Origin of the sequence: Maritimibacter harenae (assembly GCF_009882975.1) — a bacterium.
Taxonomy (GTDB): Bacteria; Pseudomonadota; Alphaproteobacteria; order Rhodobacterales; family Rhodobacteraceae; genus Maritimibacter; species Maritimibacter harenae.
The window spans coordinates 42658-68735 of sequence record NZ_WTUX01000006.1 but is presented as its reverse complement, the minus strand read 5'-3'; the positions used below and the strand labels follow the sequence as shown (position 1 = coordinate 68735).

Genomic DNA, 26078 nt, shown 5'->3' with positions numbered 1-26078 from the left:
GACGGGATGGATATCGCGATGATGGACTGGGGGGCCGTGGCGCTGGGCACGGTTCTGGCCTTCGGGCTTGGCATGGTGTGGTTCAGTCCGAAGATGTTCGGTCGCGCCTGGTCGACCGGCAGTCACAGCCTTCAACCGCCCGAGAGCCCGCCCGTCCTGGCTATGGTGATGCAATTGCTGGCGACGTTCGCGCTCGCGGTCATGGTGGGGATCGCTGAAACGGCAGGCGCGCTTGGGTTCGCTGCCGGCATCACGGTGACGGTGGCGCTTTTCGTGGCGGGCATGGACCTGTTCAGCCAGAAGACCGGCGGCGCGACGGCGGTGGACGCGGGTTACGTGCTGGCGAATGGCGCACTGATGATCGGAGCGCAGGTGGTGCTTTGACGGGCAAGCGCCCGGTGGCGTCGACCGTATGGGACCCGGGCACAGGGCTGGAGTCCGCACCCCATTTGAAAACCAGTTTTCCGGAAAACCGGAAAACTGGAGTCCTTTGGTTTCAGGGATTGGGGTAAGCTTGTTGCTGAAATCCTGACGGAAACCGGTCCGTCAGCCGCCTAGGCCCGATAATCCTCCGCCCGGATTCCGTGGCGCGCCAGCTTGTCGTAGAACGTCTTTCGCGGGAGCTTCAGACTGCGCGCCGCCCCGGTCGCCTGGCCACCGTGATCGCGCAGCGCCTCGATCAGGAAGGCGCGCTCGACCTCGGCCATCCGCTGGGCCAGACCCAGCCCGCCCTCGGCATCCGGCTCCGCCAGCCCCATCGCGTAGCGCATCGCGGCGTTCATCAGCGCGCGCGCGTTGCCCGGCCAGTCCTGGCCCATCAGGCGCTGGATCGCCTCCGGTGGGACCTCCGGCACCGGCAGCGCGGCCTGTTCGCAGGCGATGGCGACGTAGTGGCGGAAGAGCACCGGGATATCCTCGCGTCGCTCCCGCAGCGGCGGGATGTGTACCCGGGCAGCCTCCAGCCGGTAATAGAGGTCGGGGTTGAACACGCCGCGATCGGCCATCTCGGCCAGGTCGTGGTAGGTGCCGGCGATCACCCTGGGCGCGGCGGGTTGCTCCAGCCGTTCCAGAAGCGCGAATTGCGCGTTCTGGCTCATGCCGCCGACCTCGTCGATGAAGATCGACCCGCCCTCGGCCTCCTCGAACGTCGCGGCAAGGCTGTCGGGGGTCAGCCCGGCACCGGCGATCTTCACGAAGGGCCCGCGCGACAGGGCGGAGAGCAGGTGGATGACCTCGGCCATTTTCGCGGTGCCCACGCCCGGCTCACCGGTGATGACCACGTCGGCCATCGTGCGCGCCACGGTGCGGGCGTCGTTGCGCATCTTCTCGGCCAGGGCCGAGGTGCCACGCAAGAGCCGCGCGGCGGCGTCGCCCGCCTCGACCTGGGCCTTGAGGTTGCGGTTTTCCAGCACGAGGGCCCGGGTCTTGAGCGCCTTTTCCACCACCGTCAGAAGGTCCGCCGGGGCGCAGGGTTTTTCGAGGAAATCGAAGGCCCCCTCCGACATGCCGCGCACGGCGGTCGGGATGTCGCCCTCGCCGGTGAGCAGGATGACGGGGAGCTCCGGGTCGATTCCGTGGGCATAGTCGAGAAGCGCGAAACCGTCCTTGCCGGGCATGCGGATGTCGGTCACCACGACGCCCGGGAAACCGGCCGTCACGTGGTCCTTCGCCTCGATGTAGCTGCCGGCGAGCACCGGTTCCAGGTCGGCAAGCTCGAGCGTCTGGCCAAGCGCCTCGCGCACCGCACCGTCATCATCCACGAGAAGCACGCGCCGCGTCATGCCGCGGCCTCCAGCCCGGCGGGCACCAGTTCCACCGTGAAGACCGCGCCGCCGTCGGGGTGATTGGCGCCACGGATCGCGCCGCCGAAGCTCTGCACCAGCCCGTAGGAGATCGACAGACCCAGCCCCATCCCCTCGGCCTGGCCGACTTCCTTGGTCGTGTAGAACGGGTCGAACACGCGGTCGGGGTCGGCGATGCCGGGGCCGCTGTCGCGCACCTGCAAGCGGACCGACTTGGGCCCGGCGTCGAGCGACAGGGTGATGTGGCGGGGCGCCGTGTCCGTCATCGCGTCGACCGCGTTCGAGACAAGGTTGACCACCACCTGCTGCAGGCGCACCTCGCCGCCGCGCACCATCACCGGGCCCTCGGGCCGGTCATAAGTCAGCGTCACCTCGTGACGCGCGAGCTTGTCGGCGGTCATCTCCAGCGCGGCATCCACGATCGCGGCCAGGTCCACGTCGGTGACAGGACCGCTTTCCTGCCGGGCGAAGGCGCGCAGGTTCTGGATGATGCGCCCCATGCGCCGCGCGAGTTCCGAGATCCGGCCGAGGTTCGCGCGCGCCGCCTCGGGTTTGCCGCGGTCGAAGAACAGCTCGCCGTTCTCGGCGAAGGACCGGATCGCCATCAGGGGCTGGTTCAGCTCGTGGCTGATCCCGGCCGACATCTGTCCCAGCGCCGACAGCTTGCCCGCCTGCACCAGCTCGTCCTGCGCCCGTTTGAGCGCCGCTTCGGCTTCCTTGCGTTCGCCGACCTCGCGGCGCAGGTCGGCGTTTGCGGCGGTCAGTGCCTTGGTGCGCTGGGCCACGCGCGCTTCGAGCCGGGCGTTCGCCGCCGCCTCGACCGCGAGCCGGTCGGCCAGGGCCGCCCGTTTCTGCTGCACGAAGAACAGGATCGCCCCGAAGGTCAGGAGCGCGCCGCCCGCGATCAGGCCCCACATGAGCGCGTCGGCCAGCGCGCCGGCGCTGTCGATCAGGATCTCGGCGGTCAGCCCGATCGCGGGCAGGTCGCGGGCCAGGTGGATGGCGCGCGAAGGAAGGTAGCGGTCCCCGTCGAAGCGCCAGATCTCGCGCCCGGCCACGATCCCTTCGCTGTGGGCGGGCAGCCCGTCCGCCCGGTTCGCGAGGATCAGGTCAGAGCGGTTGGTGATGAACACCCGGTTCTCGTCGTCGGTGAAGAAGACGGGCGGCGCGTCGCCGGGCCAGTTGTCCTCGATCTGGGCGACGGAGACGCGGGTCATGACAGCGCCCATGACGCTGCCCGAGGCATCGCGCACCGGGGCGGCAAAGGCGAAATACCGGCGCTGGCCGCGCGCGGAGGGCGCGATCTCGTTCGTGGTGCCCAGCGCCCCGTTCAGGGCACGCGCCAGCGGCGCATCGGCCGGGTTGCGCGCCACCGCGCTGTCGAGGCTGCCGGCCACCACGCGACCGGTGCGATCGACCACCGCCACGTCCGAGGCCCCGGTCATGTCGGCCATGCCCTGTACCACCTCGCCCGCCGCGGCCTGCGAGCCGCCCCAGATCAGCAGACGCTCTAGATCGGGGTGACGCGACAGCACCACTGCCAGTTCGCGGTAGCGCAGGAGTTGCCCGGTCACGCGGTCGGCTGCCAGCGACAGGTCCGCCTCGCCCCGTTCGGTGAGCCGGTCGAGCGCGTCGCGATACACCACCCAGCCGACACTGGAGGCGAGCAGCGCAGCGGCGAGCACGAAGATGGCAAGGCGTTTCATGGGCGGCGGTCCTTCAGGCAGCGGCCATCATAGGCCGGGCCCGCCGCGCTGTCATGTGTCGAGCTTGAAATCCGGCAGCGAATCCAGGGCCTGTTTCAGCGCTTCGCCCCATTCCGAGGAGATCTCGTGGAAATAGGGATCGTCCGCGTTGATCCGCGAGCGGTGGCCCAGCTGGAGCGTGTCGGTTTCGTAGAGCTGGAAATCGAAGGGCAGGCCCACCGACAGGTTGGCCTTCAGGGTCGAATCGAAGCTGACCAGCAGAAGCTTCAACGCGCGCTCGAAGCTCATCTCCGGGTCGTAGGCGCGCACGAGGATCGGGCGGCCGTACTTGGTTTCGCCGATCTGGAAGAACGGCGTGTCCGGTCCCGCCTCGATGAAGTTCCCCTCGGGGTAGATCATGAAAAGCCGCGGCGGCCCGCCGTCGATCTGGCCACCCAGGATCAGGGTCGCGCTGAACGGGCTGTCGCCGGTGGGCCCTGCGCTTTCATGCGCCGCGATCACGTCGCGCAGCGTTTCGGCCACGAGCCGCGCCGCCTGGAACATCGAGGGCGTCTCGAGCAGCGAGGGCGCGCGGTGCTCCGGCGCCTTGGTGCGCTCGTCGAGCGTGGACATAACCGCCTGCGTCGTGGCCAGGTTGCCGGCGGACATCAGGATGAAGACGCGCTCGCCCGGCACTTCCCAGGTGTGCATCTTGTTGAAGGTCGAGATGTTGTCGACACCGGCATTGGTCCGCGTGTCGGACATCATGACAAGCCCGCGGTCGAGCATCATGCCAACGCAATAGGTCATGGGGGCCCTTTACTGCTGCGCCACCTGGATCTGAACGTCCAGCGTTTCGGTCGCGCCGCCGATGCGCGAACCGACGACCGGCGCAGCTTCGGTGTAATCGAGCCCGGTGGCAACACGAACGTAGCGTGCATCCGGCGATTGTCCGTTGGAAACGTCGAACCCCACCCAGCCCAGCGCGTCCACGTATGCCTCGGCCCAGGCGTGGGTCGCCTCCTGCTCGATCCGGTCGTTCATCATCAGGTAGCCCGAGACGTAGCGCGCCGCGAAGCCCATTTCGCGCGCGCAGGCGACGAAGATATGCGCATGGTCCTGGCAGACCCCGCGCCCGTCGGCCACCGCGTCCTCGGCAGTGCGGCTGGTGTCCGGGTCGCCCTTCTCGTACGTGACCGCGTCCCGGATCACCCGCATCAGGCTGTGCAGGCGCTCGAGGTCCGTCTCGCCCTCGACCTGGCGGATGAGCGCCCGGCAGCCGGAGCCCGCCTTGGTCAGCGGCGTGGAGCGCTCGTAGAGCCAAAGGGGCGAGGGGCCCGGGTGGCGCCCGACGATGCCGCCCGAATCCTCGACCTCGACCTCGCCTTCCGAGATCACGGCGACCTCGGTCGCGTCCCGGTCGATCGAGATCAGCTCGACCGTGTTGTGGTGATGATCCTCGAACACCACTTCGCGCTTGCCGTGCTCCACGCGGGTGGACCAGTCGATCACGGTCTGCTGGTGGCTGCTCTTGGGGATCTTGCGCAGCTGTTGCAGGCCGTAGGTCACCGGCTCGCCGAACCTGTAGCGGGTCGTGTGTTTGATCTTCAGCCTCATGCGCGCGTCACCCTATACGTAGAAACGGTAATCCTGTTCGATCTGGCGCCCCAGCTCCCCGATCGCGTTCAGCACGCTCTGGATGTACTCGTGCAGACCGTATTCGAAGATCTCGTCGATGTCGTGCGACGACAGGCGGTTGGCCAGCTGATCGGCGATGTCGTGGGCCGGAAGCCGCGTGTCGTAATCGCTCGCCAGGTAGTTCAGGTTGTCGCGGATCTTCGACACGCAGAACCCCAGACTGCGCGGCATCCGCTTGTCGAGAATCAGGAATTTCGCGATGTCGCGGGCGTTGTTCTGGTTGCCGTAGGCCATGCGATACCCGCCCGAGGCCGAGACCGAGCGCAGGATGGTTTCCCACTGCACGTTGTCGATGGTCGAACCAACGGCGAAGACCGACGGCAGGAGCACGTAGTATTTCACGTCGAGGATGCGCGCGGTGTTGTCGGCGCGCTCCAGGAAGGTGCCGATGCGCGCGAAATCGTAGATGTCATTGCGCAGCATGGTGCCGTGGGTCGCCCCGCGCACCAGCGCCGTGCGCTGCCGGATGGCCTTGAGAACGTTGGGCAGGTCGCGTTCGCTGACCTTGCGCGCGAAGAGGTCCTTGGATCGCATGTAGCAGGCATTCATCGCCTCCCACACGTCGTTGGTGAGCGCGGTGCGCACCATGCGCGCGTTCTGGCGCGCCTCGGAAATCGCGCAGGCCACCGAGGAAGGGTTGTCGGTGTCGCGCAGCATCCAGTCGATCGCCTGGTCCTGCGTCACCTCCCCGCGGTAGGCGGCATAGCCCTCGGCCACGCCCGCGGTCTGCATCACGGAGCCCCATTCCATCGTGCCCGACCGGGTCAGACCGATGCGCTGCCCGGTCTCGATCAGGCGCGAGGTGTTCTCGGCGCGCTCCAGGTAGCGGTACATCCAGTAGAGGCCGTTCGCCGTCTTGCCCAGCATCTCAGTCCTCCAGCACCCAGGTGTCCTTGGTCCCGCCGCCCTGCGAGGAGTTCACGACCAGCGACCCCTTCTTCAGCGCCACGCGGGTCAGCCCGCCGGGCGTGATGTTGATCCCGTCGGGCGAGACGAGGACGAAGGGCCGCAGGTCCACGTGCCGGGGTGTGAGCCCGGCGCGGTTGAAGATCGGGACCGTGGACAGCGAAAGCGTGGGCTGGGCGATGTAGTTGCCCGGCCGCGCCTGTAGCTTCTTGCGGAACGCCGCGATTTCCTTCTTCGAGGCGGTCGGGCCGATCAGCATCCCGTAGCCGCCGGACCCGTGCACCTCCTTGACCACCAGGTCGGAGAGGTTGTCGAGCACGTATTGCAGGCTCTCCTTTTCCGAGCAGCGCCACGTGGGGACGTTCTTCAGCAGCGGCCGCTCGCCGGTGTAGAACTCCACGATCTCCGGCATGTAGCTGTAGATCGCCTTGTCATCGGCGATACCCGCCCCCGGCGCGTTGGCGATGGTGATCCCGCCCGCGCGGTAGACGTCCATGATCCCGGGCACGCCCAACTGGCTTTCCGGGTTGAAGTTGAGCGGGTCGAGGAAATCGTCGTCGATCCGGCGGTAGAGCACGTCGATGGGCTGGTAGCCCCGCGTCGTGCGCATCGCCACGCGCCCGTCGATCACCCGCAGGTCGTGCCCCTCGACAAGCTCGGCGCCCATCTGGTCGGCCAGGAACGAGTGTTCGAAATAGGCCGAGTTGTAGATCCCCGGCGTGAGCACCGCGACGGTGGGCGGGCCGTCGGCGGCCGGCGGCGCACAGGCCGCGAGCGAGCGGCGCAGGTCGGCCGGGTATGTCGCGACCTGCTGCACCCGGTTGCGCGCGAAGAGCTCGGGAAACATGTGCAGCATGGTTTCGCGGTTCTCGAGCATGTAGCTCACGCCCGACGGCGTGCGCGCATTGTCCTCGAGCACGTAGAACTGGTTGTCGTCGGTGCGCACCAGGTCGATGCCGACGATGTGGGTGTAGACGCCGCCGGGCGGATGCACCCCGATCATCTGCGGCAGGAACGCCTCGTTCTTCGCGATCATCTCGGCGGGCAGGCGCCCGGCCTTGATGATTTCCTGGCGCCCGTAGATGTCGTTGAGGAACGCGTTGATCGCGCGCACGCGCTGCTCGATCCCCCGGCACAGCTTCTGCCATTCGCGCGCGGCGATGATGCGCGGCACGATGTCGAAGGGAATCAGTCGCTCCTCGGCCTCTTCGCGCCCGTAGACGTTGAAGGTGATGCCCGAGAGGCGGAACAGCTCGTCCGCCTCGCGCTGCTTGGCCTTGAGCCGCGCGTTGTCTTCGGCATCGAACCAGGATTGAAATTCGCTGTATGGATCGCGAAGCAGCCCGTCGCGGCCCCACATCTCGTCGAAAATCTTGTCGTCGCTCATGCCCCGACTGTAGCGCCCAAAGATGTAACCACAAACTCTTTGCACGCTTGCGGGCACCGCAAGGGGCGAACTGCCTCATATTTGGGCACTGCTCGGCATCCCTTTCATCTTTCGACAAATACGCCGGAGGGGGTGCGGGGGAGGCAGCGCCTCCCCCGCCCCCCGGATCGGATGGCGCACAGCGCCATTCGACACCTAGTCTCGGGGCGCCGCCGCCCGGCGCAGCCGGTCATTGATCGCGCGGCCGAGCCCTTTCTCGGGGATCGGCGCGACCGCGATCGGGGCGTCGCCTTCGGCGTCGAGCGCGTGGAACATGCCGAAGAGGTTTGCGGCCGCTTCCACCAGGTCGCCGGAGGGCGACAGGTTCATGTCGCCGTCGACATCCGCGAAACCGAGAAGCCGCTCGCCGGGCCGGGCGCTCGCGGCGTTCAGCCGGACGCGCGCGGCGGGCGCGTAATGCGACGACAGCTGACCCGGGGCGGTGATCGCGGCGTCCTCGGCCCGGGTGGCGAGCGGCGCGCCCAGGGCCTCGGCGATCGCCTCTTCCGGCAGCCCACCGGGGCGCAGGAGCACCGGGGTGGGGTCGAAGCCGACGATGGTGCTCTCCACGCCCACGCTGCACGGGCCGCCGTCGAGCACCGCGTCGATCCGCCCCGACAGGCCGGCCAGGACGTGGTCGGCACGCGTCGGGCTGATGCGGCCCGACGGGTTGGCCGAGGGCGCGACGACCGGCCGCCCGACCGCACGCAGGAGTTTCTGCGCAAGCGGGTGGTCGGGCACGCGGATCGCGACGGTGGTGAGCCCGGCGCTCACCAGCGGCGACAGCCCCGCGTCGGGCCGGATCGGCAGGACCAGCGTCAGGGGGCCGGGCCAGAAGGCCTGCGCCAGGTCGCGCGCCTTGCCGGTGAGCTCGGCGATCCCGTCCACCGCGTCGATGTCGGGCAGGTGGGCGATCAGCGGATTGAAGCGGGGCCGGCCCTTGGCTTCGTAGATACGCGCGACCGCGCGATCGTTGGTGGCGTCGCCGCCCAGGCCATAGACGGTCTCGGTCGGAAAACTCACAAGCCCGCCGTCGCGCAGCAGCGCGGCCGCCCGTGCGATGCCGGCCTCGTCGGGGGCCAGCGTCTCGGTCTCGATGGGGCGCTCCATGACGCGGCGTTTTCCTTGTGTCGCAGGTGATTGGGCTTAGGTTCCGACCATCTGCCTAGCGTGGCAGCCCCGCCTTGCCAAGCCAACGAAAGGTGTCCCATGCCCTACCGCTCTCCCGTCAACGATTTCCAGTTCCTGCTCGATCACGTGGTCGGGTTCCGCGCGGTCCAGGACACCGAGAAATTCGCCGAGGCGACCGATGAAACCGTCTCCGCCATCCTGACCGAAGCGGGCAAGCTGGCCGATGAAGTGATCGCGCCGCTGCAGCGTGTCGGCGACACCGACGGCGCGGTGCTTGAAAACGGCGTCGTACGGGCGAGCCCGGGGTTCCGGGAGGGCTACCAGGCGATGGCCGAAGGCGGTTGGATCGGCATGTCCGGCGACCCGGAGCACGGCGGAATGGGGCTGCCTTTCACGCTGACGGCCAGCCTGAACGACATGATCGGCGGCGCCTGCCTCGCGATCGGGCTCAACCCGATCCTGAGCCAGGGCCAGATCGAGGCGCTGGAGGCGCATGCCTCCGACGAGATGAAGGACCTCTACCTTCCCAAGCTCACCTCCGGGGAGTGGACCGGGACGATGAACCTGACCGAACCGCAGGCGGGTTCGGACGTGGGCGCGCTCACCACCAAGGCGGTGCCCAACGGCGACGGCACCTACGCGATCACGGGCCAGAAGATCTACATCTCCTGGGGCGATCACGACATGGCCGACAACGTCTGCCACCTCGTGCTGGCGCGCCTGCCCGACGGGGCGCCGGGGACCAAGGGGATCAGCCTCTTCATGGTGCCCAAGCTCATTCCCGATGCCGACGGCAAGCCGGGGCAGGCCAACGACCTGCGCGTCGTGTCGCTCGAAGAGAAGATGGGCCTGCACGGCTCGCCCACCTGCGTGATGAGCTTCGAGGGCGCGACCGGCTGGCTCGTGGGTGAAGAGCACGCGGGCATGGCCGCGATGTTCACCATGATGAACAACGCGCGTCTCAACGTGGGCGTGCAGGGCGTGGGCGTCGCGGAAGGCGCCTACCAGCATGCTCTGGCCTACGCGCTCGACCGCAAGCAGGGACGCACGCCGCTCGAGAACGGCACCGGCACGATCATCGATTTCGCCGACGTGCGCCGGATGCTGGTGCAGATGCGCGCCGAAACCTATGCCGCGCGCGCCATCGCGCTGGCCTGTTCCACCGCGATCGACATGGCGGGCGCCACCGGTGACAAGGCTTGGAAGGCGCGGGCCGCCTTCCTCACCCCGATCGCCAAATCCTATGGAACCGATACCGGCATCAAGGTGGCCGAGCTCGGCGTGCAGGTGCACGGCGGGATGGGCTATGTCGAGGAAACCGGCGCGGCGCAGTATTATCGCGACGTGCGCGTGACCTCGATCTACGAGGGTACGAACGGCATCCAGGCGATGGACCTCGTCGCGCGCAAGATGATGGACGGTGGCGACACCGCGTTCCGCATTCTCGACGAGATCGAGACCGACGCCGAAGCCGCGCGCGAATCCTACGGCAAGCTCGCCGAAGCGGTCTGGAGCGCGGCCGAGACGCTGCGCGAGGCGACAGAGTGGCTGGTCGAGCAGGATCTGCAGGACCGGTTCGCGGGCGCCGTGCCTTTCCAGTCCGCCTTCGCGCGGGTGCTTGGGGCGCATTACCACCTGCGTTCGGCCGTGGCCGAGGGCGGCGACGGGCCGCGTCGCGCGCTGGCCGCCTTCTACATCGAGCGCCTTCTGCCCGAGCACGCCGCGCTTCTCGAACAGGCGCGCGCCGGGGCGGACGGCCTCTATGCGCTGGCGGTCGAGGACCTGGCGGTTTGACCGTGCACCTGAGCTTTCCCTGGGACGTGGCGCCCGAACCGGGCGAGGCGGTCGAGGTCGCCGAGGGCGTGCTCTGGTTCCGCCTGCCGCTGCCCATGAAGCTCGATCACGTCAACGTCTTCGCCTTCGATGACGGAGACGGCTGGACCATCGTCGACACCGGCTTCGACACGAAGAAGACTCGCGCGATCTGGGAGACGATCCTGTCCGGCCCCTTGGCGGGCAAGCCGGTGCATCGCGTGATCGTCACCCACCACCACCCTGACCACGTCGGGCTGGCCGGCTGGTTCCAGCGCGACCACGGGGCCGAACTGGTGACGACGCGCACCGCCTGGCTGATGTCCCGGATGCTGCGGCTCGACGAGCACGAAAAGCCGGTCGACGAAACGCTGGCCTTCTGGCGTTCGGCGGGGATGGATCGCGAGATCTACGAACAGCGCGCCCATGAGCGGCCGTTCAACTTTGCCGACGTGGTGGCCGAACTGCCGCTCGGGTTCCGCCGGATCAAGGAAGGCAGCACCATCGTCTTCGGCGGCCGCACCTGGGACGTGCGGATCGGCAACGGCCACGCGCCGGAGCACGCGACCTTCTGGTCCCTCGATGACGACCTCGTGCATGGCGGGGACCAGCTTCTCGCCACGATCAGTCCGAACCTGGGCGTCTACGCGACCGAGCCGGAGGCGGACCCGGTGGGCGAATGGCTGGAAAGCTGCCGCAAGCTCATCCACCACGCGCGGCCCGAGCAGTTGGTCCTGCCCGGCCACAAGCTGCCCTATCGCGGGCTTCCGACGCGCATGAAGCAGCTGATCCAGAACCACCATTCGGCGCTCGAGCGGCTGATCCAGCACCTCGACGCGCCGCGCACCGCCGTCGAATGCTTTCCCTTCATCTTCAAGCGCAAGATCGGGGAAAGCGAGTATGGCCTCGCCCTGGTCGAAGCGTTGGCCCATCTCAACCACCTCTACCAGACCGGCAAGGTCACCCGCACGCGGCGCGACGATGACGCCTGGCTTTTCCAGGTGAAAGGTGCGCGGGCATGAGCGCGGGCGCGTCGCCGTCGGGCAAACCCCGCGCCGCCGTCGCGCGCTGCTCGGACGACGCGGCGCCCGGGGCCGAGGAGAAGCCCCTGCCGGCCGCGATGGGCGACACGCCGCCCGAGGCGAAGAGCCCGGCGGAGTGGGCGTATCAACGCATGATCCTCTACATCCAGAATTTCGAGGAACAGCTCGACAACGAGCACGAGGTCGCGATGGGGTTCACCGGATCGGACGCCGGGGTGCTTCGGATCGAGGGGATCGGCTATTTCGACCCGGATATCGTCACCTTCTACGGCACCGACACCTCGGGCGCGAAGACGCAGCTTGTGCAGCACGTCAGCCAACTCAACGTCATCCTGCGGGCCATGCCGCGCAAGCCCGAGCACAAGGAACCCTACCGCATCGGTTTCCGGCTCGTGGCCGACCTGGAACGCGACGCGCAGGATACACCAGGGACGAAATGACGCCCCCGGGGCGTCTGGCACGTGACAGCACGGGCGGAATCGTCTAATCGAAGCCGAAATACAGTCTTGCGAGGATGAAAAATGGCTGAACACAAGCAAGGATCGATGGACATTTCGGTGCAGGAAAAGACCTTCGAAGGGTTCATCAAGATTACCATCCGGTCCGTGATCGCGATCATCGTGGTCCTGATCCTTCTGGCCATCATCGGCGCCTGATCCCCGCGTCGGGCCGCGTCCGGCGGCCCGGGGCTTTCACCTCCCGGCAAGGACGGACCCCGCCATGCGACGCATCATCCTGTCTCTGTTCCTGCTGCTCGGGCTCACGGCCTGTGCGGCGGAAAGCAAATGGGCTCCGGCCGAGGAAGTCGCGCGGGCGCGTTACGTCCACGGCGGTCCGCCGACGATCACGCTCTTCACCGTGGTGAGCAACAGCTCGGACAACGGCGGGCACGCGGGGCTTCTGATCAACGGGTCGCAACGGATCCTCTTCGATCCGGCCGGGACCTGGTACCACCCCCAGATCCCCGAGCGGAACGACGTGCATTACGGCATGAGCGAGAATGCGGTCGATTTCTACATCGACTACCACGCCCGCGTGACGTGGCGCGTCTATCGCCACGACCTCGTCGTCAGTCCGGCCGTGGCCGAGAAGGCGATCCGGCTGGCCGAGGCGTACGGGGCGGTGCCCAAGGCGATGTGCACGCAGGCCGTGACGTCGATCCTGCGCGACCTGCCCGGGTTCGAGAGCATTCCGCGAACCCTGTTCCCGACCACCGCGATGGCCGCGTTCGAGAAGCTTCCGGGCGCAACCGAGCAGGTGTTCCGCGACAACGACCCCGACGACAACCGACAGATCCTCGCCCCGCCGGTCTGAGGGCAGGACACATCAAGAGCAGGGCCGGGCCGATCGCCCGGCCTTTCGTTTTCGGGGGTTTTGGCCGGCCGGCACAGCGGGTAACAGGGCGCCATGCGTACTTATGCCATCGGTGACATTCACGGCTATTCCAGCGAACTCGACCGGGCTCACCGCCTGATCGCCAAGGACCGCGCGCGGGCCGGCGACGACGGCGCGCCCGTGGTTCACATCGGCGACCTGTGCGACCGGGGGCCGGACACGCGCGGCGTGATCGACCGGCTGCTGGCGGGGATGTCCTCCGGCGAGCCTTGGATCGTGCTCAAGGGAAACCACGACCGGATGATGGAGCTCTTCCTGCGCGAAAGCGAAACGCGCGACCACCGTCTGCGCCCGCAGCTGGAGTGGCTGCATCCCAACCTGGGCGGGTCCGAGACGCTGGCTTCCTACGGCGTGGACACGAGCCTTCCGGCCGTCGAGCTGCACCGGGACGCCCGCGCCAAGGTGCCCGAGGCGCACCGCGCGTTCATCGCCGACCTGCCGTTGCAGTATGAGCGCGGGGCCTGTTTCTTCGCCCATGCCGGCATACATCCGGACGTGCCGCTGGATCGGCAGGACGAGGACGACCTCGTCTGGATCCGCGAGCCGTTCCTGTCGGACACGCGCGATCACGGCAAGCTCATCGTCCACGGTCACACCGCGATCGATGCGGCCACGCATTACGGCAACCGGCTCAACATCGACAGCCGCGCCGGGTACGGCGAGCCCATCAGCGCCGTGGTGCTGGAGGGGCGCGACGCGTGGCTTCTGACCGAGGACGGACGGGAAACGCTGCCCCATGTATGACACGCCGCCCCGCCACCTGACGCTGCCGCCGGTCGAACGCACGCTGCTCGACTGGTTCGCGGACGATTACGACCACGTCTTCATCGCCTTCCACCCCTTCTTCCGCGTGCCGGGCTACAGCCCCGCCACCGCCGCCTTCGGCCCGATCCACGCCGATCTGCGCGAAGTGGTCGAATACGCGGGTCTGACCGACGCGGTGATGGCGCGCCCGAACGAGGCGCCGGAAGGGTTCGAGGACGAGATCAAGCAATCGGGCGAACCGGTGCGTTGGGACGAGGTGCAGCGCCTTGTCGGCGCGTCGGATTTCAACCTTTTCGCGCGCACCGCCTGGCTCTGGACCATCGGTGCGGACCGGCCCGACCAGGACGGGCCGATCACCGATGCGCTCGACCGGCTGGTGGCCCGCGGGCTCTACAAGCCCGAAGAGGACACGATGCCGGTGGTGATGGAGCCGATGATCCACCGCTACCTCAATGCCATCGGGGCCGAAGAGGTGACGATATGGTCCGAATTGCGCGACGCGCAGGAGACGATCCACGCCGAGGCCTTCGCCGCCGAGAACCCGCCGGTGCGCCTGCCGGAAGCGCATGTCTCGGCGATCTCCTGCGACTCGCCCCGGATGCTGATCGCGTGGAACTTCGACGGGGTCGAAGCCTTCGTCTGCATTCCCGACGAGGTGCGCCGTCTGGCGGCCCCGGAGCGTTTCTTCGAGGGGCGCTATGCCGGGACCGACACCTATGTCGACTGGCTGAACCCCACGGACCTGTTCAAGCGAAAGCTCTCGCGTCCGAGCTGACAGGGCGGCGGACAAAAAAAGACCCCGGTGTTTCCACCGGGGCCGGTTCCTCGAAAGAGGCCCGCCTTATTCGGCGTCTTCTTTCTTCTTCTTCTTGTCTTCCTGCGGCATCTCTTCGCCGGTCTCCTGGTCCACGACCTTCATGGAGAGGCGAACCTTGCCGCGATCATCGAAGCCCAGAAGCTTGACGTAGACTTCCTGGCCTTCCTTCAGAACGTCAGAAGGATGGTTCAGGCGGCGGTTCTCGATCTGGCTGACGTGCACCAGCCCGTCGCGCTTGCCGAAGAAGTTCACGAAGGCGCCGAAATCGACGATCTTCACGACCTTGCCCTTGTAGACCTCGCCTTCTTCCGGCTCGGCCACGATCGCGTGGATCATGTCGTAGGCCTTCTGGATGGCGTCGCCGTTCGGCGAGGCGATCTTGATGATGCCGTCGTCGTTGATGTCGACCTTGGCGCCGGAGACTTCCACGATCTCGCGGATGACCTTGCCGCCCGAGCCGATCACTTCACGGATCTTGTCGGTGGGAACGGTCATCGTTTCGATGCGCGGGGCGTGGGCGGAGAACTCGGTGCGGCCAGCCGACAGCGCCTTGTTCATTTCGCCCAGGATGTGCATCCGGCCGTCTTTCGCCTGGGCCAGCGCCTTCTCCATGATCTCGGGCGTGATGCCGGCCACCTTGATGTCCATCTGGAGCGAGGTGATGCCGTTTTCCGTACCCGCGACCTTGAAGTCCATGTCGCCCAGGTGGTCCTCGTCACCGAGGATGTCGGTGAGAACGGCGTAGGAGCCGTCGTCTTCGAGGATCAGGCCCATCGCCACACCGGCGACCGGCGCCTTGAGCGGCACGGCGGCGTCCATCATGGACAGCGAGCCGCCACAGACCGAAGCCATCGAGGAGGACCCGTTCGATTCGGTGATCTCCGACACCACGCGGATGGTGTAGGGGAAGTCGGTCGCCGCCGGCAGAACCGCCTGAAGCGCACGCCAGGCAAGCTTGCCGTGACCGATTTCACGACGGCCCGGAGGGCCCACGCGACCGGCTTCACCGACCGAGTACGGCGGGAAGTTGTAGTGCAGCAGGAAGTTCGACTTGTAGGTGCCGGTGAGCGCGTCGATCATCTGCTCGTCGTCGCCGGTGCCCAGCGTGGTGATGACCATCGCCTGGGTTTCGCCGCGGGTGAACAGCGCCGAGCCGTGGGTCCGGGGCAGGAAACCGGCCTCGGAGCTGATCGGGCGCACTTCGTCCAGGGCGCGACCGTCGATCCGCTTGCTGTCACGCACGACCGAGCCGCGCAGGACATCCGATTCCAGCTTCTTGAGCGCGGCGCCGAGGTTCGGATCCTCGAGCTGCTCCTCGGAGAGGCCTTCCTTGATCTCGGTCTTGGCAGCGGCGACCGCGGCGGTGCGCTCCTGCTTGTCCGTGATCGCGTAGGCGGCGCGGATCTTGTCCTCGCCGGCCGCTTTGACGGCCTCGAACAGGTCGTCGTAGTTCGGCGGCGTGAAGTCGAAGGGCTCTTTCGCGCTTTCTTCGGCCAGGTCGATGATGCAGTCGATCACCGGCTGGATCTGCTGGTGCGCGAAGTTCACGGCACCCAGCATCTCGGCCTCGGACAGCTCGTAAGCTTCCGATTCCACCATCATCACGGCGTCTTTCGTGCCGGCGACGACGAGGTCCAGGCGCTGGTCCGGGTTGTTGCGCAGGTCGTGCATGTCGTCGCAGGTCGGGTTCAGGACGTATTCACCGTCCTCGTAGCCCACGCGAGCACCGGCGATCGGGCCCATGAAGGGCGCGCCGGAAATCGTCAGCGCCGCCGAGGCCGCGATCATCGCGACGATGTCGGGATCATTGACGAGGTCGTGGGACAGAACCGTGCACATCACGAGCACTTCGTTCTTGAAACCGTCGACGAACAGCGGACGGATCGGGCGGTCGATCAGGCGCGCGGTCAGCGTTTCCTTCTCGGTCGGCCGCGCCTCGCGCTTGAAGAAGCCGCCGGGCACCTTGCCCGCGGCATAGTATTTCTCCTGGTAGTGGACGGTGAGCGGGAAGAAGCTCTGACCTTCCTTCGGTTCCTTGGCGTACGTCACGTTCGCCATGACCGACGTCTCGCCCAGGGTGGCGATCACGGTGCCGTCGGCCTGACGGGCGACCTTGCCCGTTTCCAGTGTCAGCGTCTCTTCGCCCCACTGGATGGATTTTTTCACTTCGTTGAACATGTAAGCATCCTTCTGGGAGCTCCCGCAGGCGTACCCCGCGTCTCCCGTTGTCATGGCGGCCCCATTGCCGCCGACCCCTCTACCTTTTCATGCGCCGGGGTCAGAGCGTCACGTCTCAGATGACTGGCCCATACAGGAAAACAGCGCCATTTGAAAGCCTTTCCGGGCGCCGGCGCGGCGCGGCGGAAAACGGCGCAGCCGGGGCGGGGCGGGCGCCCGCGCCCGGGTGGGCAGAGCCGGGGAGGCGAGTGAACCAACGCTCCCGGCGCAGGGTATAGACTGCTAGAGTGGCAACCACATGCAGGAGGTGTTCATGCTTCGGTTCCTGGCGTCCATCCTGGCGCTCACGATCTGGTCCGCCACGGCATTGGCCGAGCCCGTTTCCTACCGCCTCGACGCGGCGCGATCCGTCGTCGGTTACGAGGTCGGCTTCGGCGATGACCTGATCAGGGGGCAGATCCCGGTGGCCGCGGCCGATGTCACGCTCGACTTTCGCAGCAATGCCAACAGCAGCGTTTCGGTGACTCTGAACGCCGCCGGGGCGACCTCCAGCTTTCCGTTCGCCGAACAGGCGCTCAAGGGACCCAAGGTCCTGGCCACCGGCCAGTTCCCGACCATGACATTCCGCTCCTCGACCCTGCGCATCGGCACGACGACCGCGGAGGTGGACGGGCAGGTGACCATCCGTGGCGTTACGCGGCCCGTCCGGCTTCAGGCCCAGGTCTTTCGTCAGCGCGGCACCGACGCCGGCGACCTGTCGAAGATGTCCGTGCATCTCACGGGCGCTCTGAACCGGTCGGACTTCGGCGCGACCGGGTGGAGCGACATGGTCTCCGACCGCGTGGTCATCAAGGTCGTGGCCCGACTGGACAGGGTCGAGTGACATGATGCGCAACACCGAGGCGCGGTTCGGCATCGTCACGCGGTCGATCCACTGGATCTCCGCGGTCCTCGTCATCGGGATGCTCGGCTTCGGGACCTACATCGCGCGGATGGAGGTGGACATGTCCAACTTCCACCTGTTCGGCTGGCACAAGTCCTTCGGGCTCGTGGCGCTGACGCTGGTGATCCTGCGGGTGCTCTGGCACCGCCTCTCACCCCCGCCGGGGCCGATGCCCTCTGGCCCCGCGTGGCAGGACCGGCTGGCGAAGGGAACCCACCTCGCGCTCTACCTGCTGCTGCTCGCCGTGCCCCTCACCGGCTGGATCGCCAGCGCGGCGACCGGGATCGACGTGGTCGTGTTCGAGAGCTGGACGCTGCCCCGCATCGCACCGGTGTCGGAGGGCTGGGAAACGGCGTTCTTCGCCGCGCACGGCGTGCTGACCAAGCTTCTCGCCGCGCTCATCCTGCTCCACGTCGCGGGCGCGTTCCACCGCCGGGATGGCACGCTGCGCCGGATGCTTCGGGGGCGGGCCTGACGCAAATGAAAACGCCCGCTCGAAAGAGCGGGCGTTCGCGGGTTCGAGGATCGAACCGAATTCCTTAGCGGCGGATACCCAGGCTCTTGATGAGGTCGCGGTAGCGGCCTTCGTCCTTGCCCTTGAGGTAGTCCAGAAGCTTCCGGCGCTGGGCGACGAGCTTGAGCAGACCACGGCGGGAGTGGTTGTCCTTCTTGTGGGTCTTGAAGTGCTCGGTCAGCGTCGCGATGCGCTTGGTCAGGATGGCGACCTGGACTTCGGGCGAACCGGTGTCGCCTTCCTTCGTCGCGTATTCCTTGATGAGCGCGTTCTTTTCGTCAGCAGTGATCGACATCGGGGTCTCCTTCACGGTTGAGGGTTATGGCGCAAGCCGGGATGTCGTCCAGCAGGGCCCGTGGAGCGCAGCATGTGCTGCAGATGCGGGCGTATAGGGGGAATCGCCCGTCGGGGAAAGGGTTTTCTTCACCGGGACAGGTCAGGGGGCATCGTCCCCGTCCGTCTCCGGTGTGCCCGGGCTCATGGTCGCGTCGGGACCGTCCTGCCCGTCGCCTTCGGCGTCGACCCCGTAGCTTTCGGCATTGTCCGCGTCGATTTCGCGCGCGATGTCGCCGGCCCAGTCGCCGATGATCGGGATGAAGTCGATCTGCGCAAGCAGGTAGGCCGCGACCGAGACCAGGATGGTCGCCCCGAGCACGGACCCCAGGCCGAAGGCGAGCCCGCGATAGAGCTGGAACAGGCCCAGTTTCAGGAGCTGGTCGTGCATCACGATGTAGCGATGATTGTTCAGCTTCGCGACTTCGGCACGCAGCGCGCGCACTTCGTCACTGAGATCATCGTTCTGGGTCTCTTCGGCCATGTCGTCCTCCATCCCTGAACGTAGCACTCCGGGGTCGTGTCTCAACCACCCTGTTAACATTGAATCTTAAGTATTTTCCGGCCGCGACGGCAGGCGTTCGTGCTATGTTCAGCCGTCCGGCCACTTGGGCCGGGCGGGGGTCGAAAGGGTCACTGGATGGGTGTCGCGCTGCTCTTGCTCGGTCTGGTGCCGCTGTATTTCCTTGGCGACATGATCCTTGGCGCCGGAAGCGATCCCGAGGGGGAGGCGGATGAGGGCGGCGATGCGCCCCGGCGCGTAGCAGTCGACACGGTGCTGCGTCCGGAGGACGGGGACGAGACGCCCGTGATCGGCGATCCGGTCGACCCCGACACGGTCCTGGCGCCGAACGAGGGGGACGAAACGCCGGTGATCGGCGCCCCGGTGGATCCGGCCAAGGTGCTGGATCCGATCGAGACCCCCGGCGAGGGCTATGTGCCCGGCAGCGGATCGGCATTGCAGGGACTGCTCGCGACGCAGACGGATTTCAACATCGGCGTGGACTGGCTGGGCGACCACGCACCCTCGACCGCCGACCACGTGCTTGGCGCGGGCGACGACACGCTGGTCCTGCCGGATGGTGGCGCGGGGGCAGGGACGGTGAGCGACCATGACGGCACGCCGGTGATCGGTGCGCCGGGCCGTGTCGACCTGGTCGATGGTGGCGCGGGGAACGACGAAATCGCTCTGGGCGAAAGGGCGGCCTATGCCTTCGGCGGGTCGGGTGCGGATACGATGCGGACCGGCAGCGGCGCATCAGCGCTGTTCGGGGGAACCGGCCAAGATGTGCTGATCGGCGGCGGGGCGGAAAGCGTGATCGACGGGGGGCCGGGCGATGATCGGATTCACGGCGGGACGGCGGGTGAACGGCTCTTCGGCGGTGCGCATGCCGCGGATGGGACCACGATTGCCGACGATGACGTAATCGATGGTGGCCCGGGCGACGATTTCGTTGCCGGGGGCTTCGGTGCGGACCGGCTGTTCGGCCGTGGGGGCGACGACGTGATCGACCATCACGGACGGGTCGAGCAGCAGATCGGGTGGGAGCGGCACGCGTTCGACTGGCACATCGACGGCGCGGCGGACGACCTGCACGGCGGGGCCGGGCGTGATACGCTGATCATGGATCGCGCGGACCGGGCCATGGGTGGCGCGGGGGTGGACACGTTCTGGGTCTACCACGACGACGCCACGGGGACGGGCCATGCGGAAGTGATAGATTTCGAACCGGGGGTCGATTTCCTGCGGGTCACGTTGAACCCCGTGCTGGATCACGGTGAGATCGAGGTCGCGGTGGGTGCGAGCGCGGACGGGGCTGATGGCGTCGTTTCGGTCAATGGCACCGTGGTGGCCCTGCTGCGCGGCACGCCGGGCATCACGCCGTCGGACGTGCTTGTCGAGGTGACGCCGGACATCTTCTCCTGACGCCTGACGGCTTGGTGCGTCGGGAGGCCGGACGTATCACTTCTTCCGAAATCGCTGGTTCGTGGGTGGACGCCCGACGTTCAACTGGGCGCGCGCCTTGGGATGGGCCCTGCCGTCACGGTGTGCACCGGAAAACCGCTTTTCCGGAAAACTGGTTTTCCGGTTTTCCGATTATTATGGGAAATCAATGGCTTGCGGTTGCCCTGGCGCACGCAAATGCAAACGTGCTGTTACCCCGAGGACCGCGGCTGCCGCGTCCGATCAGAAATCGATCGCCAGCCCCTTCTTCTCCCAGTCGCCGTAGCGCACCGGTTCCGGGCCGTCGCGCCCGCCCAGTTCGGTGGGGAGTTCAGTCTTCGCTGCCGCTTTGCGCCGCTCCTCGGCTTCGGCCAGCGCACGCAGGGCTTCGGGGGGCAGGTCGCGTTTGGTTTCGTCGCTCATGGCAGGCTTCCTTGTCTCTCCCGGTTGATATAGGTCGTCGCCACGCGATTGGCAAAGGAGAGCCCATGACCGCCGACCCGACCCTGCCCCGCAAGGTGGCGCTCGACCTGATGGGGGACGTGCTGGAGCATCGGCGGCTGCTGTCCGAGGTGCTGGCCAAGCGCCTTGCCCCGCTCGCCCCGGAAGACCGTGCCCGCGCCCAGCGGCTGACCCTGACCGCGTTCCGCGTCATGGACCGGGCCGACCGGGTTCTGGGCCCGCACCTGCGCAAGCGGCCGTCCGCGCGTATCCTGAACCTCCTGCGCCTGTCGGTCGCCGAGATCTGCGAAGAGGGGTCAGCCTCGCACGGGGTGGTCAATTCCGCCGTGACGCTCGCACGGGCCGACAAGAAGACGGCGGGCATGGCGGGGCTCGTGAACGCGGTGCTTCGCAAGGTCGATCCCGATGGCTGGAACGCCCTGCCGGTCCCGCGCCTGCCGAAATGGCTGCGCAAGCCGCTCACGGACGACTACGGGAAGGACACCGTGGCGGCGATGGAGGCGGCGTTCTACGCCGGCGCACCTCTGGACCTCACGGCCAAGGGTGATCCGGCCGCGCTTGCCGCGCGCCTGGACGGGCGGCTCCTGCCCACCGGGTCCATCCGGCTTGGCACGGCCGGCCAGGTCACGTCGCTGCCGGGCTACGATACCGGCGACTGGTGGGTGCAGGACGCCGCGGCCGCGCTGCCGGCCCGCATCCTCGACGCCGCACCCGGTGAGCGGGTGCTCGATCTCTGCGCGGCGCCGGGGGGCAAGACGCTCCAGCTCGCCGCGGCGGGAGCCGATGTTACGGCGGTCGACATTTCCGCCAGCCGGATGGAGCGCGTGGCCGAGAACCTGTCACGCACCGGTCTTGCAGCGACCTGCGTCACCGCGGACGCGCTGGAATACGAGGGCGGGCCGTTCGACGCGATCCTGCTCGACGCGCCCTGCACGGCCACGGGGACCATCCGGCGCCACCCGGACCTGCCGCATGCCAAGGACGGGTCGGACTTCCCCGGACTCTTCGAATTGCAGGAACACCTGATCGACCGGGCGCTGGGGCTTCTCAAGCCCGGTGGGCGGCTGGTCTATTGCACATGCAGCCTGCTCATAGACGAGGGCGAGGAACAGGTGCGCGACGCGCTCGCCCGTCACCCGGACCTTTCGGTGGACACCGCCGCGCTCGACCGGCCGGGCATCGACCCGTCCTGGCGGACCGAGGAGGGCGGGCTGCGCCTGCGCCCCGATTACTGGCCCGAGATCGGCGGAATGGACGGCTTCTACATCGCGTGCCTGGTTAAGGCATGACTCCCGGACCGGGCGTCTGTAGAGTGCCGCCAGAACCCGGCAAGGGTCGATGCATGAGGTGAGGCAAGGCGACGTTGGCGACGGATTCCCGCATGATCAGCCGCAGAACGCGGTGGCTCAATCGCTGGCACGCCTGGCGCGCCGCGCGCGCCAAGCCCGCGGTCGGGTTCACGTCGCAGCCGGAACCGCGCACCATCGGAAGCTATGCCCGTGGCAAGCAGATGGTCGCCGGCAATTTCCTTTTCGCCGGGCACCTCGTCCAATCCCCCGCCCGCACGCTGTGGGAGATCCGGCCGCCGAGTCCGGATTTCGAGGACGCGCTGCAAGGTTTCGTCTGGATGGACGACCTGGCCGCGCTGGGCGACCGGGATGCGCGCGCCCGGGCGCAGTTCTGGACGATGGACTGGATCGAGCGCTACGGGCGTGGGCGCGGTCCCGGCTGGGTCCCCGACGTGGCCGGACGCCGTCTGATCCGCTGGATCAACCACGCGGTCCTCGTGCTTCGGGGGCTGGACGAGCCCGGGTCCGACGCCTTCTTTCGATCCCTCGCGCAGCAGGCGATCTTCGTCTCCCGGCGATGGCAAGGCACGTCGCCCGGCCTGCCGCGGTTCGAGGCGCTGACGGGCCTGATCTATGCCGGCCTGTCGCTCATCGGGATGGAGCGGCTCATCGAACCCGCCGTGGCCGCGCTGGGCCGGGAATGCGACCGGCAGATCGACGCGGCCGGCGGCATCCCGACCCGCAACCCCGAGGAGCTGCTCGAGGTCTTCACCCTTCTCAACTGGGCGGCGCTCGCCCTGCGCGAATCGGGGCGGACGCCGGCGCCCTCGCATGAGCGGGCCATCGAACACATCGCGCCGATCCTGCGCGCCCTGCGACATTCCGACGGCGGGCTGGCGCGCTTTCACGGTGGCGGGCGCGGCGCCGAGGGGCGGCTCGACCAGGCGCTCGCCACCTCCGGCGTGCGTGGCGGGCCGGTCGACGGTCCCGCGATGGGCTTTGCGCGGCTGTCCTCCGGTCGCACCTCGGTCATCATCGACGCCGACAAGCCCCCGCAGGGCGCGGCCTCTTGGAACGGCCATGCCTCGACGCTCGCCTTCGAGGTCACGTCGGGGCGGCGCCCGCTGATCGTGAACTGCGGTTCGGGTCTGCAGTTCGGCGAGGACTGGGGCAAGGCCGGACGTGCCACGCCGTCGCATTCGGTGCTGGGGCTCACCGGCGTGTCGTCGTCGCGCATGGGTCCCATAGAGCCAACGATTCATGGGCCGCGGGCCCGCCTGGTCGAAGTGCCGGGCGAGGTCGAGGCGCGCCGGATCGGGGACATGGACATGATCGGCGTCGTCGGCGGGCACGACGGTTACCAGCCGCGCTACGGGCTTGCCTACGTGCGCCGGATCGAGCTTGCCGTCGACGGGCGCACCATCGCCGGAGAGGAAACGCTGGCGGCGGTTTCGGAGGCCGAGCAGGCCACCTTCGACCGCGCCCTTTCGCGTGAAACCGGCGAGGGCGTGCCGTTCGATATCCGCTTCCACCTGCACCCGGACGTCGATGCGACCATCGACCTCGGGGGCACCGCCGTGTCGATGGCGCTGCGCTCCGGCGAGATCTGGGTATTCAGGTTCGACGGGCCGGTCGAACTGTCGCTCGACCCCTCGGTCTACCTCGAAAAGAACCGCCTGAAGCCGCGTGCGTCGAAACAGGTGGTTCTATCCGGCGCGGCAATGGATTATGCGACGCGCATCCGCTGGTCCCTGGCGAAGGCGCAGGACACGCCAATCGGCGTGCGCGATCTGGTCATGGACGAGCCGGACGCTGGACAGGACTGACTTGGGGATCCACATGACCGACCTTTCGCCCGTGCGCCGCGCGCTCATTTCCGTATCCGACAAGACCGGGCTCACCGAGCTGGGGCAGGCGCTCGAGGCGCGTGGGGTCGAGATCCTGTCGACCGGCGGCTCCGCCCGCGCGCTGCGCGAGGCCGGCGTCACGGTCAAGGACGTGGCCGAGGTCACGCAGTTCCCCGAGATGATGGACGGCCGCGTCAAGACGCTGCACCCGATGGTGCACGGCGGGCTTCTGGCCCTGCGCGACAACGACGACCACGTCGCGGCGATGAAGGAGCACGGGATCGGACCCATCGACCTGCTGGTGGTGAACCTCTACCCGTTCGAGGCGGCGCTCGCACGCGGCGCGGGTTACGACGAGATGATCGAGAACATCGACATCGGCGGTCCCGCGATGATCCGCGCGGCGGCCAAGAACCACGGTTTCGTCACCACCATCGTGGATGTCGAGGATTACGACGCGCTGCTGGGCGAGCTCGACGCGAACGACGGCGCGACCACCTATGCCTTCCGCCAGCGCCAGGCCCAGATCGCCTATGCCCGCACCGGCGCCTATGACGCCGCCGTCAGCACCTGGATGGCCGAGTCCATCGGCGAGACGGCCCCGCGCCGCCGGGTCGTGGCCGGTCAGCTGGCCCAGACGCTGCGCTACGGCGAGAACCCGCACCAGGACGCGGCGTTCTACACCGATGGCTCGTCCCGCCCCGGCGTCGCGACCGCGACGCAGCACCAGGGCAAGGAACTGAGCTACAACAACATCAACGATACCGATGCGGCGTTCGAACTGGTGGCGGAATTCGCGCCCGAGGACGGTCCCGCCGTGGCCATCATCAAGCATGCCAACCCCTGCGGCGTGGCGCGCGGCGAGACGCTGATCGATGCCTACCAGAAGGCGTTCGACTGCGACCGCACCTCGGCCTTCGGCGGCATCGTGGCGCTGAACCAGCCGCTCGACGGAGAGACCGCCCGGAAGATCGCCGAGATCTTCACGGAGGTGGTCATCGCGCCGGGCGCCTCGGACGCGGCGAAAGAGGTGTTCGCGGCCAAGAAGAACCTGCGGCTCCTCACCACCGACGGCCTGCCCGACACCCGCGTGGGCGGGCAGACGATCCGGCAGGTGGCAGGGGGCTACCTGTTCCAGAACAAGGACAACGGCTTCATCGGCGAGAGCGACCTCAAGGTCGTGACGAAGAAGTCCCCGACGGACGCGCAACTGCGCGACCTGCTGTTTGCCTGGAAAGTCGCCAAGCACGTGAAGTCGAATGCCATCGTCTACGTCAAGGACGGGGCGACGGTGGGCGTGGGCGCGGGCCAGATGAGCCGTCTCGACAGCTCCACCATCGCCGCGACCAAGGCCGCACGCATGGCCAAGGAGCTCGGCCTGCCCGAGACGCCGGCGATCGGATCGGCCGTGGCCTCGGACGCGTTCTTCCCGTTCCCCGATGGCCTGCTCGAAGCGGCGGCGGCGGGCGCGACCTGCGTGATCCAGCCGGGCGGCTCGATGCGGGACGACGAGGTGATCGCGGCCGCCGACGAGGCCGGGCTCGCGATGGTCTTCACCGGCATGCGGCACTTCCGGCACTGACATGCGGCTGATGGTCATCTCCGCGGCGATCGTCTTTGTCCTCGACCAGGTGACGAAGTACTGGGTCGTGCAGGGGATGAGTCTGAAGACGAAGGGGGCCATCGACGTGTGGCCCCCCTACCTCAACTTCCGCATGGCGTGGAACGAGGGGGTGAACTTCGGCCTGTTCTCCTCGTCCGAGGACATCATGCGCTGGATCCTGATCGGGATCGCCATCGCGATCAGCCTCGGGGTGATCTGGTGGGTCCGGCGCGAGAACCTGGGCCGCTTCGGCCTGATCTCGGCCGGGGTGCTCGTGGGCGGGGCGATCGGCAACGTGGTCGACCGGGTCGTCTATGGCGCGGTGGCGGATTTCCTCAACATGTCCTGTTGCGGATTTACCAATCCCTATTCCTTCAATGTGGCTGATATTGCAGTGTTTGCCGGGGCCATCGGGTTGATCCTTTTCCCCGGGGAGGGGCAGAGAAAAAAGGCCCCGTGACGCGGCAAATCGAATGGGGTAAAG

The 26078-nt window shown here is 67.7% G+C and carries 26 protein-coding genes; 15 read left to right on the top strand and 11 right to left on the bottom strand.

All coding sequences use genetic code 11. The features are described from left to right. Window positions 1-6 precede the first annotated feature (6 nt). On the top strand, window positions 7-384 hold the full coding sequence (locus GQE99_RS02765; protein WP_161350056.1) for a DUF1761 domain-containing protein: 378 nt from the start codon (window positions 7-9) through the stop codon (window positions 382-384). A 170-nt stretch (window positions 385-554) separates the two neighbouring features. On the opposite strand, the gene GQE99_RS02760 is transcribed toward GQE99_RS02765, so the two are convergent. The 7 genes from GQE99_RS02760 to GQE99_RS02730 form a co-directional block, all read right to left on the bottom strand. Then, window positions 555-1781 carry a sigma-54-dependent transcriptional regulator gene (locus tag GQE99_RS02760; RefSeq protein ID WP_161350055.1) on the bottom strand — a complete coding sequence of 409 codons (1227 nt, stop codon included), beginning with the start codon at window positions 1779-1781 and terminating at the stop codon, window positions 555-557. After that, on the bottom strand, window positions 1778-3508 hold the full coding sequence (locus tag GQE99_RS02755; RefSeq protein ID WP_161350054.1) for a sensor histidine kinase: 1731 nt from the start codon (window positions 3506-3508) through the stop codon (window positions 1778-1780). Before GQE99_RS02755 ends, GQE99_RS02760 begins: the two co-directional genes overlap by 4 nt. 51 nt (window positions 3509-3559) lie before the next feature. After that, a complete protein-coding gene (locus tag GQE99_RS02750; RefSeq protein WP_161350053.1) occupies window positions 3560-4297 on the bottom strand; it encodes a proteasome-type protease in 738 nt (245 codons plus the stop codon). Window positions 4298-4306: 9 nt separating this feature from the next. Beyond that, a complete protein-coding gene (locus GQE99_RS02745; RefSeq protein ID WP_161350052.1) occupies window positions 4307-5104 on the bottom strand; it encodes a transglutaminase family protein in 798 nt (265 codons plus the stop codon). 12 nt (window positions 5105-5116) lie between these two features. Then, the gene (locus GQE99_RS02740; RefSeq protein WP_161350051.1) at window positions 5117-6052 is read right to left on the bottom strand and encodes an alpha-E domain-containing protein; all 936 of its coding nucleotides are present in this window, start codon (window positions 6050-6052) and stop codon (window positions 5117-5119) included. Between the two features lies 1 nt (window position 6053). Next, window positions 6054-7478 (bottom strand): circularly permuted type 2 ATP-grasp protein, encoded by a 1425-nt coding sequence (locus tag GQE99_RS02735; protein WP_161350050.1) that lies wholly within the window; start codon window positions 7476-7478, stop codon window positions 6054-6056. A gap of 195 nt (window positions 7479-7673) precedes the next feature. After that, window positions 7674-8627: an L-threonylcarbamoyladenylate synthase gene (locus GQE99_RS02730; protein WP_161350049.1), complete on the bottom strand. Its 954-nt coding sequence runs from the start codon at window positions 8625-8627 to the stop codon at window positions 7674-7676. A gap of 99 nt (window positions 8628-8726) precedes the next feature. Between GQE99_RS02730 and GQE99_RS02725 the strand changes: the two genes are divergently transcribed. The 7 genes from GQE99_RS02725 to GQE99_RS02695 all read left to right on the top strand — a co-directional run bounded on the left by GQE99_RS02725 (window position 8727) and on the right by GQE99_RS02695 (window position 14438). Continuing rightward, window positions 8727-10442, top strand: coding sequence for an acyl-CoA dehydrogenase (locus tag GQE99_RS02725; RefSeq protein WP_161350048.1), 1716 nt, complete (start codon window positions 8727-8729; stop codon window positions 10440-10442). Continuing rightward, window positions 10439-11482: an MBL fold metallo-hydrolase gene (locus tag GQE99_RS02720; RefSeq protein ID WP_202530560.1), complete on the top strand. Its 1044-nt coding sequence runs from the start codon at window positions 10439-10441 to the stop codon at window positions 11480-11482. Before GQE99_RS02725 ends, GQE99_RS02720 begins: the two co-directional genes overlap by 4 nt. Continuing rightward, a complete protein-coding gene (locus tag GQE99_RS02715) occupies window positions 11479-11943 on the top strand; it encodes a DUF6173 family protein (protein ID WP_161350047.1) in 465 nt (154 codons plus the stop codon). The genes GQE99_RS02720 and GQE99_RS02715 overlap by 4 nt, the downstream gene beginning before the upstream one ends. An 81-nt stretch (window positions 11944-12024) precedes the next feature. Continuing rightward, entirely contained in the window at window positions 12025-12159 is a 135-nt protein-coding gene (locus GQE99_RS02710) for an aa3-type cytochrome c oxidase subunit IV (protein ID WP_161350046.1), read from the top strand. A 64-nt stretch (window positions 12160-12223) separates the two neighbouring features. Continuing rightward, window positions 12224-12817 (top strand): hypothetical protein, encoded by a 594-nt coding sequence (locus GQE99_RS02705; RefSeq protein ID WP_161350045.1) that lies wholly within the window; start codon window positions 12224-12226, stop codon window positions 12815-12817. A gap of 93 nt (window positions 12818-12910) precedes the next feature. Further along, entirely contained in the window at window positions 12911-13642 is a 732-nt protein-coding gene (locus GQE99_RS02700; RefSeq protein ID WP_161350044.1) for a metallophosphoesterase, read from the top strand. Beyond that, window positions 13635-14438, top strand: coding sequence for a hypothetical protein (locus tag GQE99_RS02695; protein ID WP_161350043.1), 804 nt, complete (start codon window positions 13635-13637; stop codon window positions 14436-14438). Before GQE99_RS02700 ends, GQE99_RS02695 begins: the two co-directional genes overlap by 8 nt. A gap of 66 nt (window positions 14439-14504) precedes the next feature. On the opposite strand, the gene pnp is transcribed toward GQE99_RS02695, so the two are convergent. Further along, window positions 14505-16658: a polyribonucleotide nucleotidyltransferase gene (gene pnp / locus GQE99_RS02690; RefSeq protein WP_161350042.1), complete on the bottom strand. Its 2154-nt coding sequence runs from the start codon at window positions 16656-16658 to the stop codon at window positions 14505-14507. A 313-nt stretch (window positions 16659-16971) separates the two neighbouring features. Here pnp and GQE99_RS02685 point away from each other — a divergent pair, with 313 nt between their 5' ends. Both GQE99_RS02685 and GQE99_RS02680 read left to right on the top strand, forming a co-directional pair. Then, window positions 16972-17541, top strand: coding sequence for a YceI family protein (locus GQE99_RS02685; protein WP_161350041.1), 570 nt, complete (start codon window positions 16972-16974; stop codon window positions 17539-17541). Window position 17542: 1 nt separating this feature from the next. After that, entirely contained in the window at window positions 17543-18076 is a 534-nt protein-coding gene (locus GQE99_RS02680) for a cytochrome b (RefSeq protein ID WP_161350040.1), read from the top strand. Window positions 18077-18140: 64 nt separating this feature from the next. Here the strand turns inward: GQE99_RS02680 and rpsO are convergent, their stop codons facing one another. Then, window positions 18141-18410, bottom strand: coding sequence for a 30S ribosomal protein S15 (gene rpsO, locus GQE99_RS02675; protein ID WP_161350039.1), 270 nt, complete (start codon window positions 18408-18410; stop codon window positions 18141-18143). 141 nt (window positions 18411-18551) lie between these two features. After that, window positions 18552-18932 carry a DUF5665 domain-containing protein gene (locus GQE99_RS21245; RefSeq protein ID WP_202530559.1) on the bottom strand — a complete coding sequence of 127 codons (381 nt, stop codon included), beginning with the start codon at window positions 18930-18932 and terminating at the stop codon, window positions 18552-18554. A 156-nt stretch (window positions 18933-19088) separates the two neighbouring features. Between GQE99_RS21245 and GQE99_RS02665 the strand changes: the two genes are divergently transcribed. After that, window positions 19089-20375 carry a calcium-binding protein gene (locus GQE99_RS02665; RefSeq protein ID WP_161350038.1) on the top strand — a complete coding sequence of 429 codons (1287 nt, stop codon included), beginning with the start codon at window positions 19089-19091 and terminating at the stop codon, window positions 20373-20375. A gap of 261 nt (window positions 20376-20636) precedes the next feature. On the opposite strand, the gene GQE99_RS02660 is transcribed toward GQE99_RS02665, so the two are convergent. After that, a complete protein-coding gene (locus GQE99_RS02660; protein ID WP_161350037.1) occupies window positions 20637-20816 on the bottom strand; it encodes a DUF1674 domain-containing protein in 180 nt (59 codons plus the stop codon). Between the two features lie 65 nt (window positions 20817-20881). On the opposite strand from GQE99_RS02660, the gene GQE99_RS02655 reads away from it, so the two are divergent. From GQE99_RS02655 to lspA, 4 genes are all read left to right on the top strand, one after another. Then, window positions 20882-22144, top strand: a complete 1263-nt coding sequence (locus tag GQE99_RS02655) for an RsmB/NOP family class I SAM-dependent RNA methyltransferase (protein WP_161350036.1) — start codon at window positions 20882-20884, stop codon at window positions 22142-22144. Window positions 22145-22236: 92 nt separating this feature from the next. Next, window positions 22237-23970 carry a heparinase II/III family protein gene (locus GQE99_RS02650; protein WP_161350035.1) on the top strand — a complete coding sequence of 578 codons (1734 nt, stop codon included), beginning with the start codon at window positions 22237-22239 and terminating at the stop codon, window positions 23968-23970. 13 nt (window positions 23971-23983) lie between these two features. After that, window positions 23984-25573 (top strand): bifunctional phosphoribosylaminoimidazolecarboxamide formyltransferase/IMP cyclohydrolase, encoded by a 1590-nt coding sequence (gene purH, locus GQE99_RS02645; RefSeq protein WP_161350034.1) that lies wholly within the window; start codon window positions 23984-23986, stop codon window positions 25571-25573. Window position 25574: 1 nt separating this feature from the next. Next, window positions 25575-26054 carry a signal peptidase II gene (gene lspA / locus GQE99_RS02640; RefSeq protein ID WP_161350033.1) on the top strand — a complete coding sequence of 160 codons (480 nt, stop codon included), beginning with the start codon at window positions 25575-25577 and terminating at the stop codon, window positions 26052-26054. Window positions 26055-26078 lie beyond the last annotated feature (24 nt).

Coding starts and splice junctions, on each gene's coding strand:
- GQE99_RS02765 (WP_161350056.1), top strand. CDS start 7: ATGGATATCGCGATGATGGACTGGGGGGCCGTGGCGCTGGGCACGGTT.
- GQE99_RS02760 (WP_161350055.1), bottom strand. CDS start 1,781: ATGACGCGGCGCGTGCTTCTCGTGGATGATGACGGTGCGGTGCGCGAG.
- GQE99_RS02755 (WP_161350054.1), bottom strand. CDS start 3,508: ATGAAACGCCTTGCCATCTTCGTGCTCGCCGCTGCGCTGCTCGCCTCC.
- GQE99_RS02750 (WP_161350053.1), bottom strand. CDS start 4,297: ATGACCTATTGCGTTGGCATGATGCTCGACCGCGGGCTTGTCATGATG.
- GQE99_RS02745 (WP_161350052.1), bottom strand. CDS start 5,104: ATGAGGCTGAAGATCAAACACACGACCCGCTACAGGTTCGGCGAGCCG.
- GQE99_RS02740 (WP_161350051.1), bottom strand. CDS start 6,052: ATGCTGGGCAAGACGGCGAACGGCCTCTACTGGATGTACCGCTACCTG.
- GQE99_RS02735 (WP_161350050.1), bottom strand. CDS start 7,478: ATGAGCGACGACAAGATTTTCGACGAGATGTGGGGCCGCGACGGGCTG.
- GQE99_RS02730 (WP_161350049.1), bottom strand. CDS start 8,627: ATGGAGCGCCCCATCGAGACCGAGACGCTGGCCCCCGACGAGGCCGGC.
- GQE99_RS02725 (WP_161350048.1), top strand. CDS start 8,727: ATGCCCTACCGCTCTCCCGTCAACGATTTCCAGTTCCTGCTCGATCAC.
- GQE99_RS02715 (WP_161350047.1), top strand. CDS start 11,479: ATGAGCGCGGGCGCGTCGCCGTCGGGCAAACCCCGCGCCGCCGTCGCG.
- GQE99_RS02710 (WP_161350046.1), top strand. CDS start 12,025: ATGGCTGAACACAAGCAAGGATCGATGGACATTTCGGTGCAGGAAAAG.
- GQE99_RS02705 (WP_161350045.1), top strand. CDS start 12,224: ATGCGACGCATCATCCTGTCTCTGTTCCTGCTGCTCGGGCTCACGGCC.
- GQE99_RS02700 (WP_161350044.1), top strand. CDS start 12,911: ATGCGTACTTATGCCATCGGTGACATTCACGGCTATTCCAGCGAACTC.
- GQE99_RS02695 (WP_161350043.1), top strand. CDS start 13,635: ATGTATGACACGCCGCCCCGCCACCTGACGCTGCCGCCGGTCGAACGC.
- pnp (WP_161350042.1), bottom strand. CDS start 16,658: ATGTTCAACGAAGTGAAAAAATCCATCCAGTGGGGCGAAGAGACGCTG.
- GQE99_RS02685 (WP_161350041.1), top strand. CDS start 16,972: ATGCTTCGGTTCCTGGCGTCCATCCTGGCGCTCACGATCTGGTCCGCC.
- GQE99_RS02680 (WP_161350040.1), top strand. CDS start 17,543: ATGATGCGCAACACCGAGGCGCGGTTCGGCATCGTCACGCGGTCGATC.
- rpsO (WP_161350039.1), bottom strand. CDS start 18,410: ATGTCGATCACTGCTGACGAAAAGAACGCGCTCATCAAGGAATACGCG.
- GQE99_RS21245 (WP_202530559.1), bottom strand. CDS start 18,932: ATGGCCGAAGAGACCCAGAACGATGATCTCAGTGACGAAGTGCGCGCG.
- GQE99_RS02665 (WP_161350038.1), top strand. CDS start 19,089: ATGGGTGTCGCGCTGCTCTTGCTCGGTCTGGTGCCGCTGTATTTCCTT.
- GQE99_RS02660 (WP_161350037.1), bottom strand. CDS start 20,816: ATGAGCGACGAAACCAAACGCGACCTGCCCCCCGAAGCCCTGCGTGCG.
- GQE99_RS02655 (WP_161350036.1), top strand. CDS start 20,882: ATGACCGCCGACCCGACCCTGCCCCGCAAGGTGGCGCTCGACCTGATG.
- GQE99_RS02650 (WP_161350035.1), top strand. CDS start 22,237: ATGATCAGCCGCAGAACGCGGTGGCTCAATCGCTGGCACGCCTGGCGC.
- purH (WP_161350034.1), top strand. CDS start 23,984: ATGACCGACCTTTCGCCCGTGCGCCGCGCGCTCATTTCCGTATCCGAC.
- lspA (WP_161350033.1), top strand. CDS start 25,575: ATGCGGCTGATGGTCATCTCCGCGGCGATCGTCTTTGTCCTCGACCAG.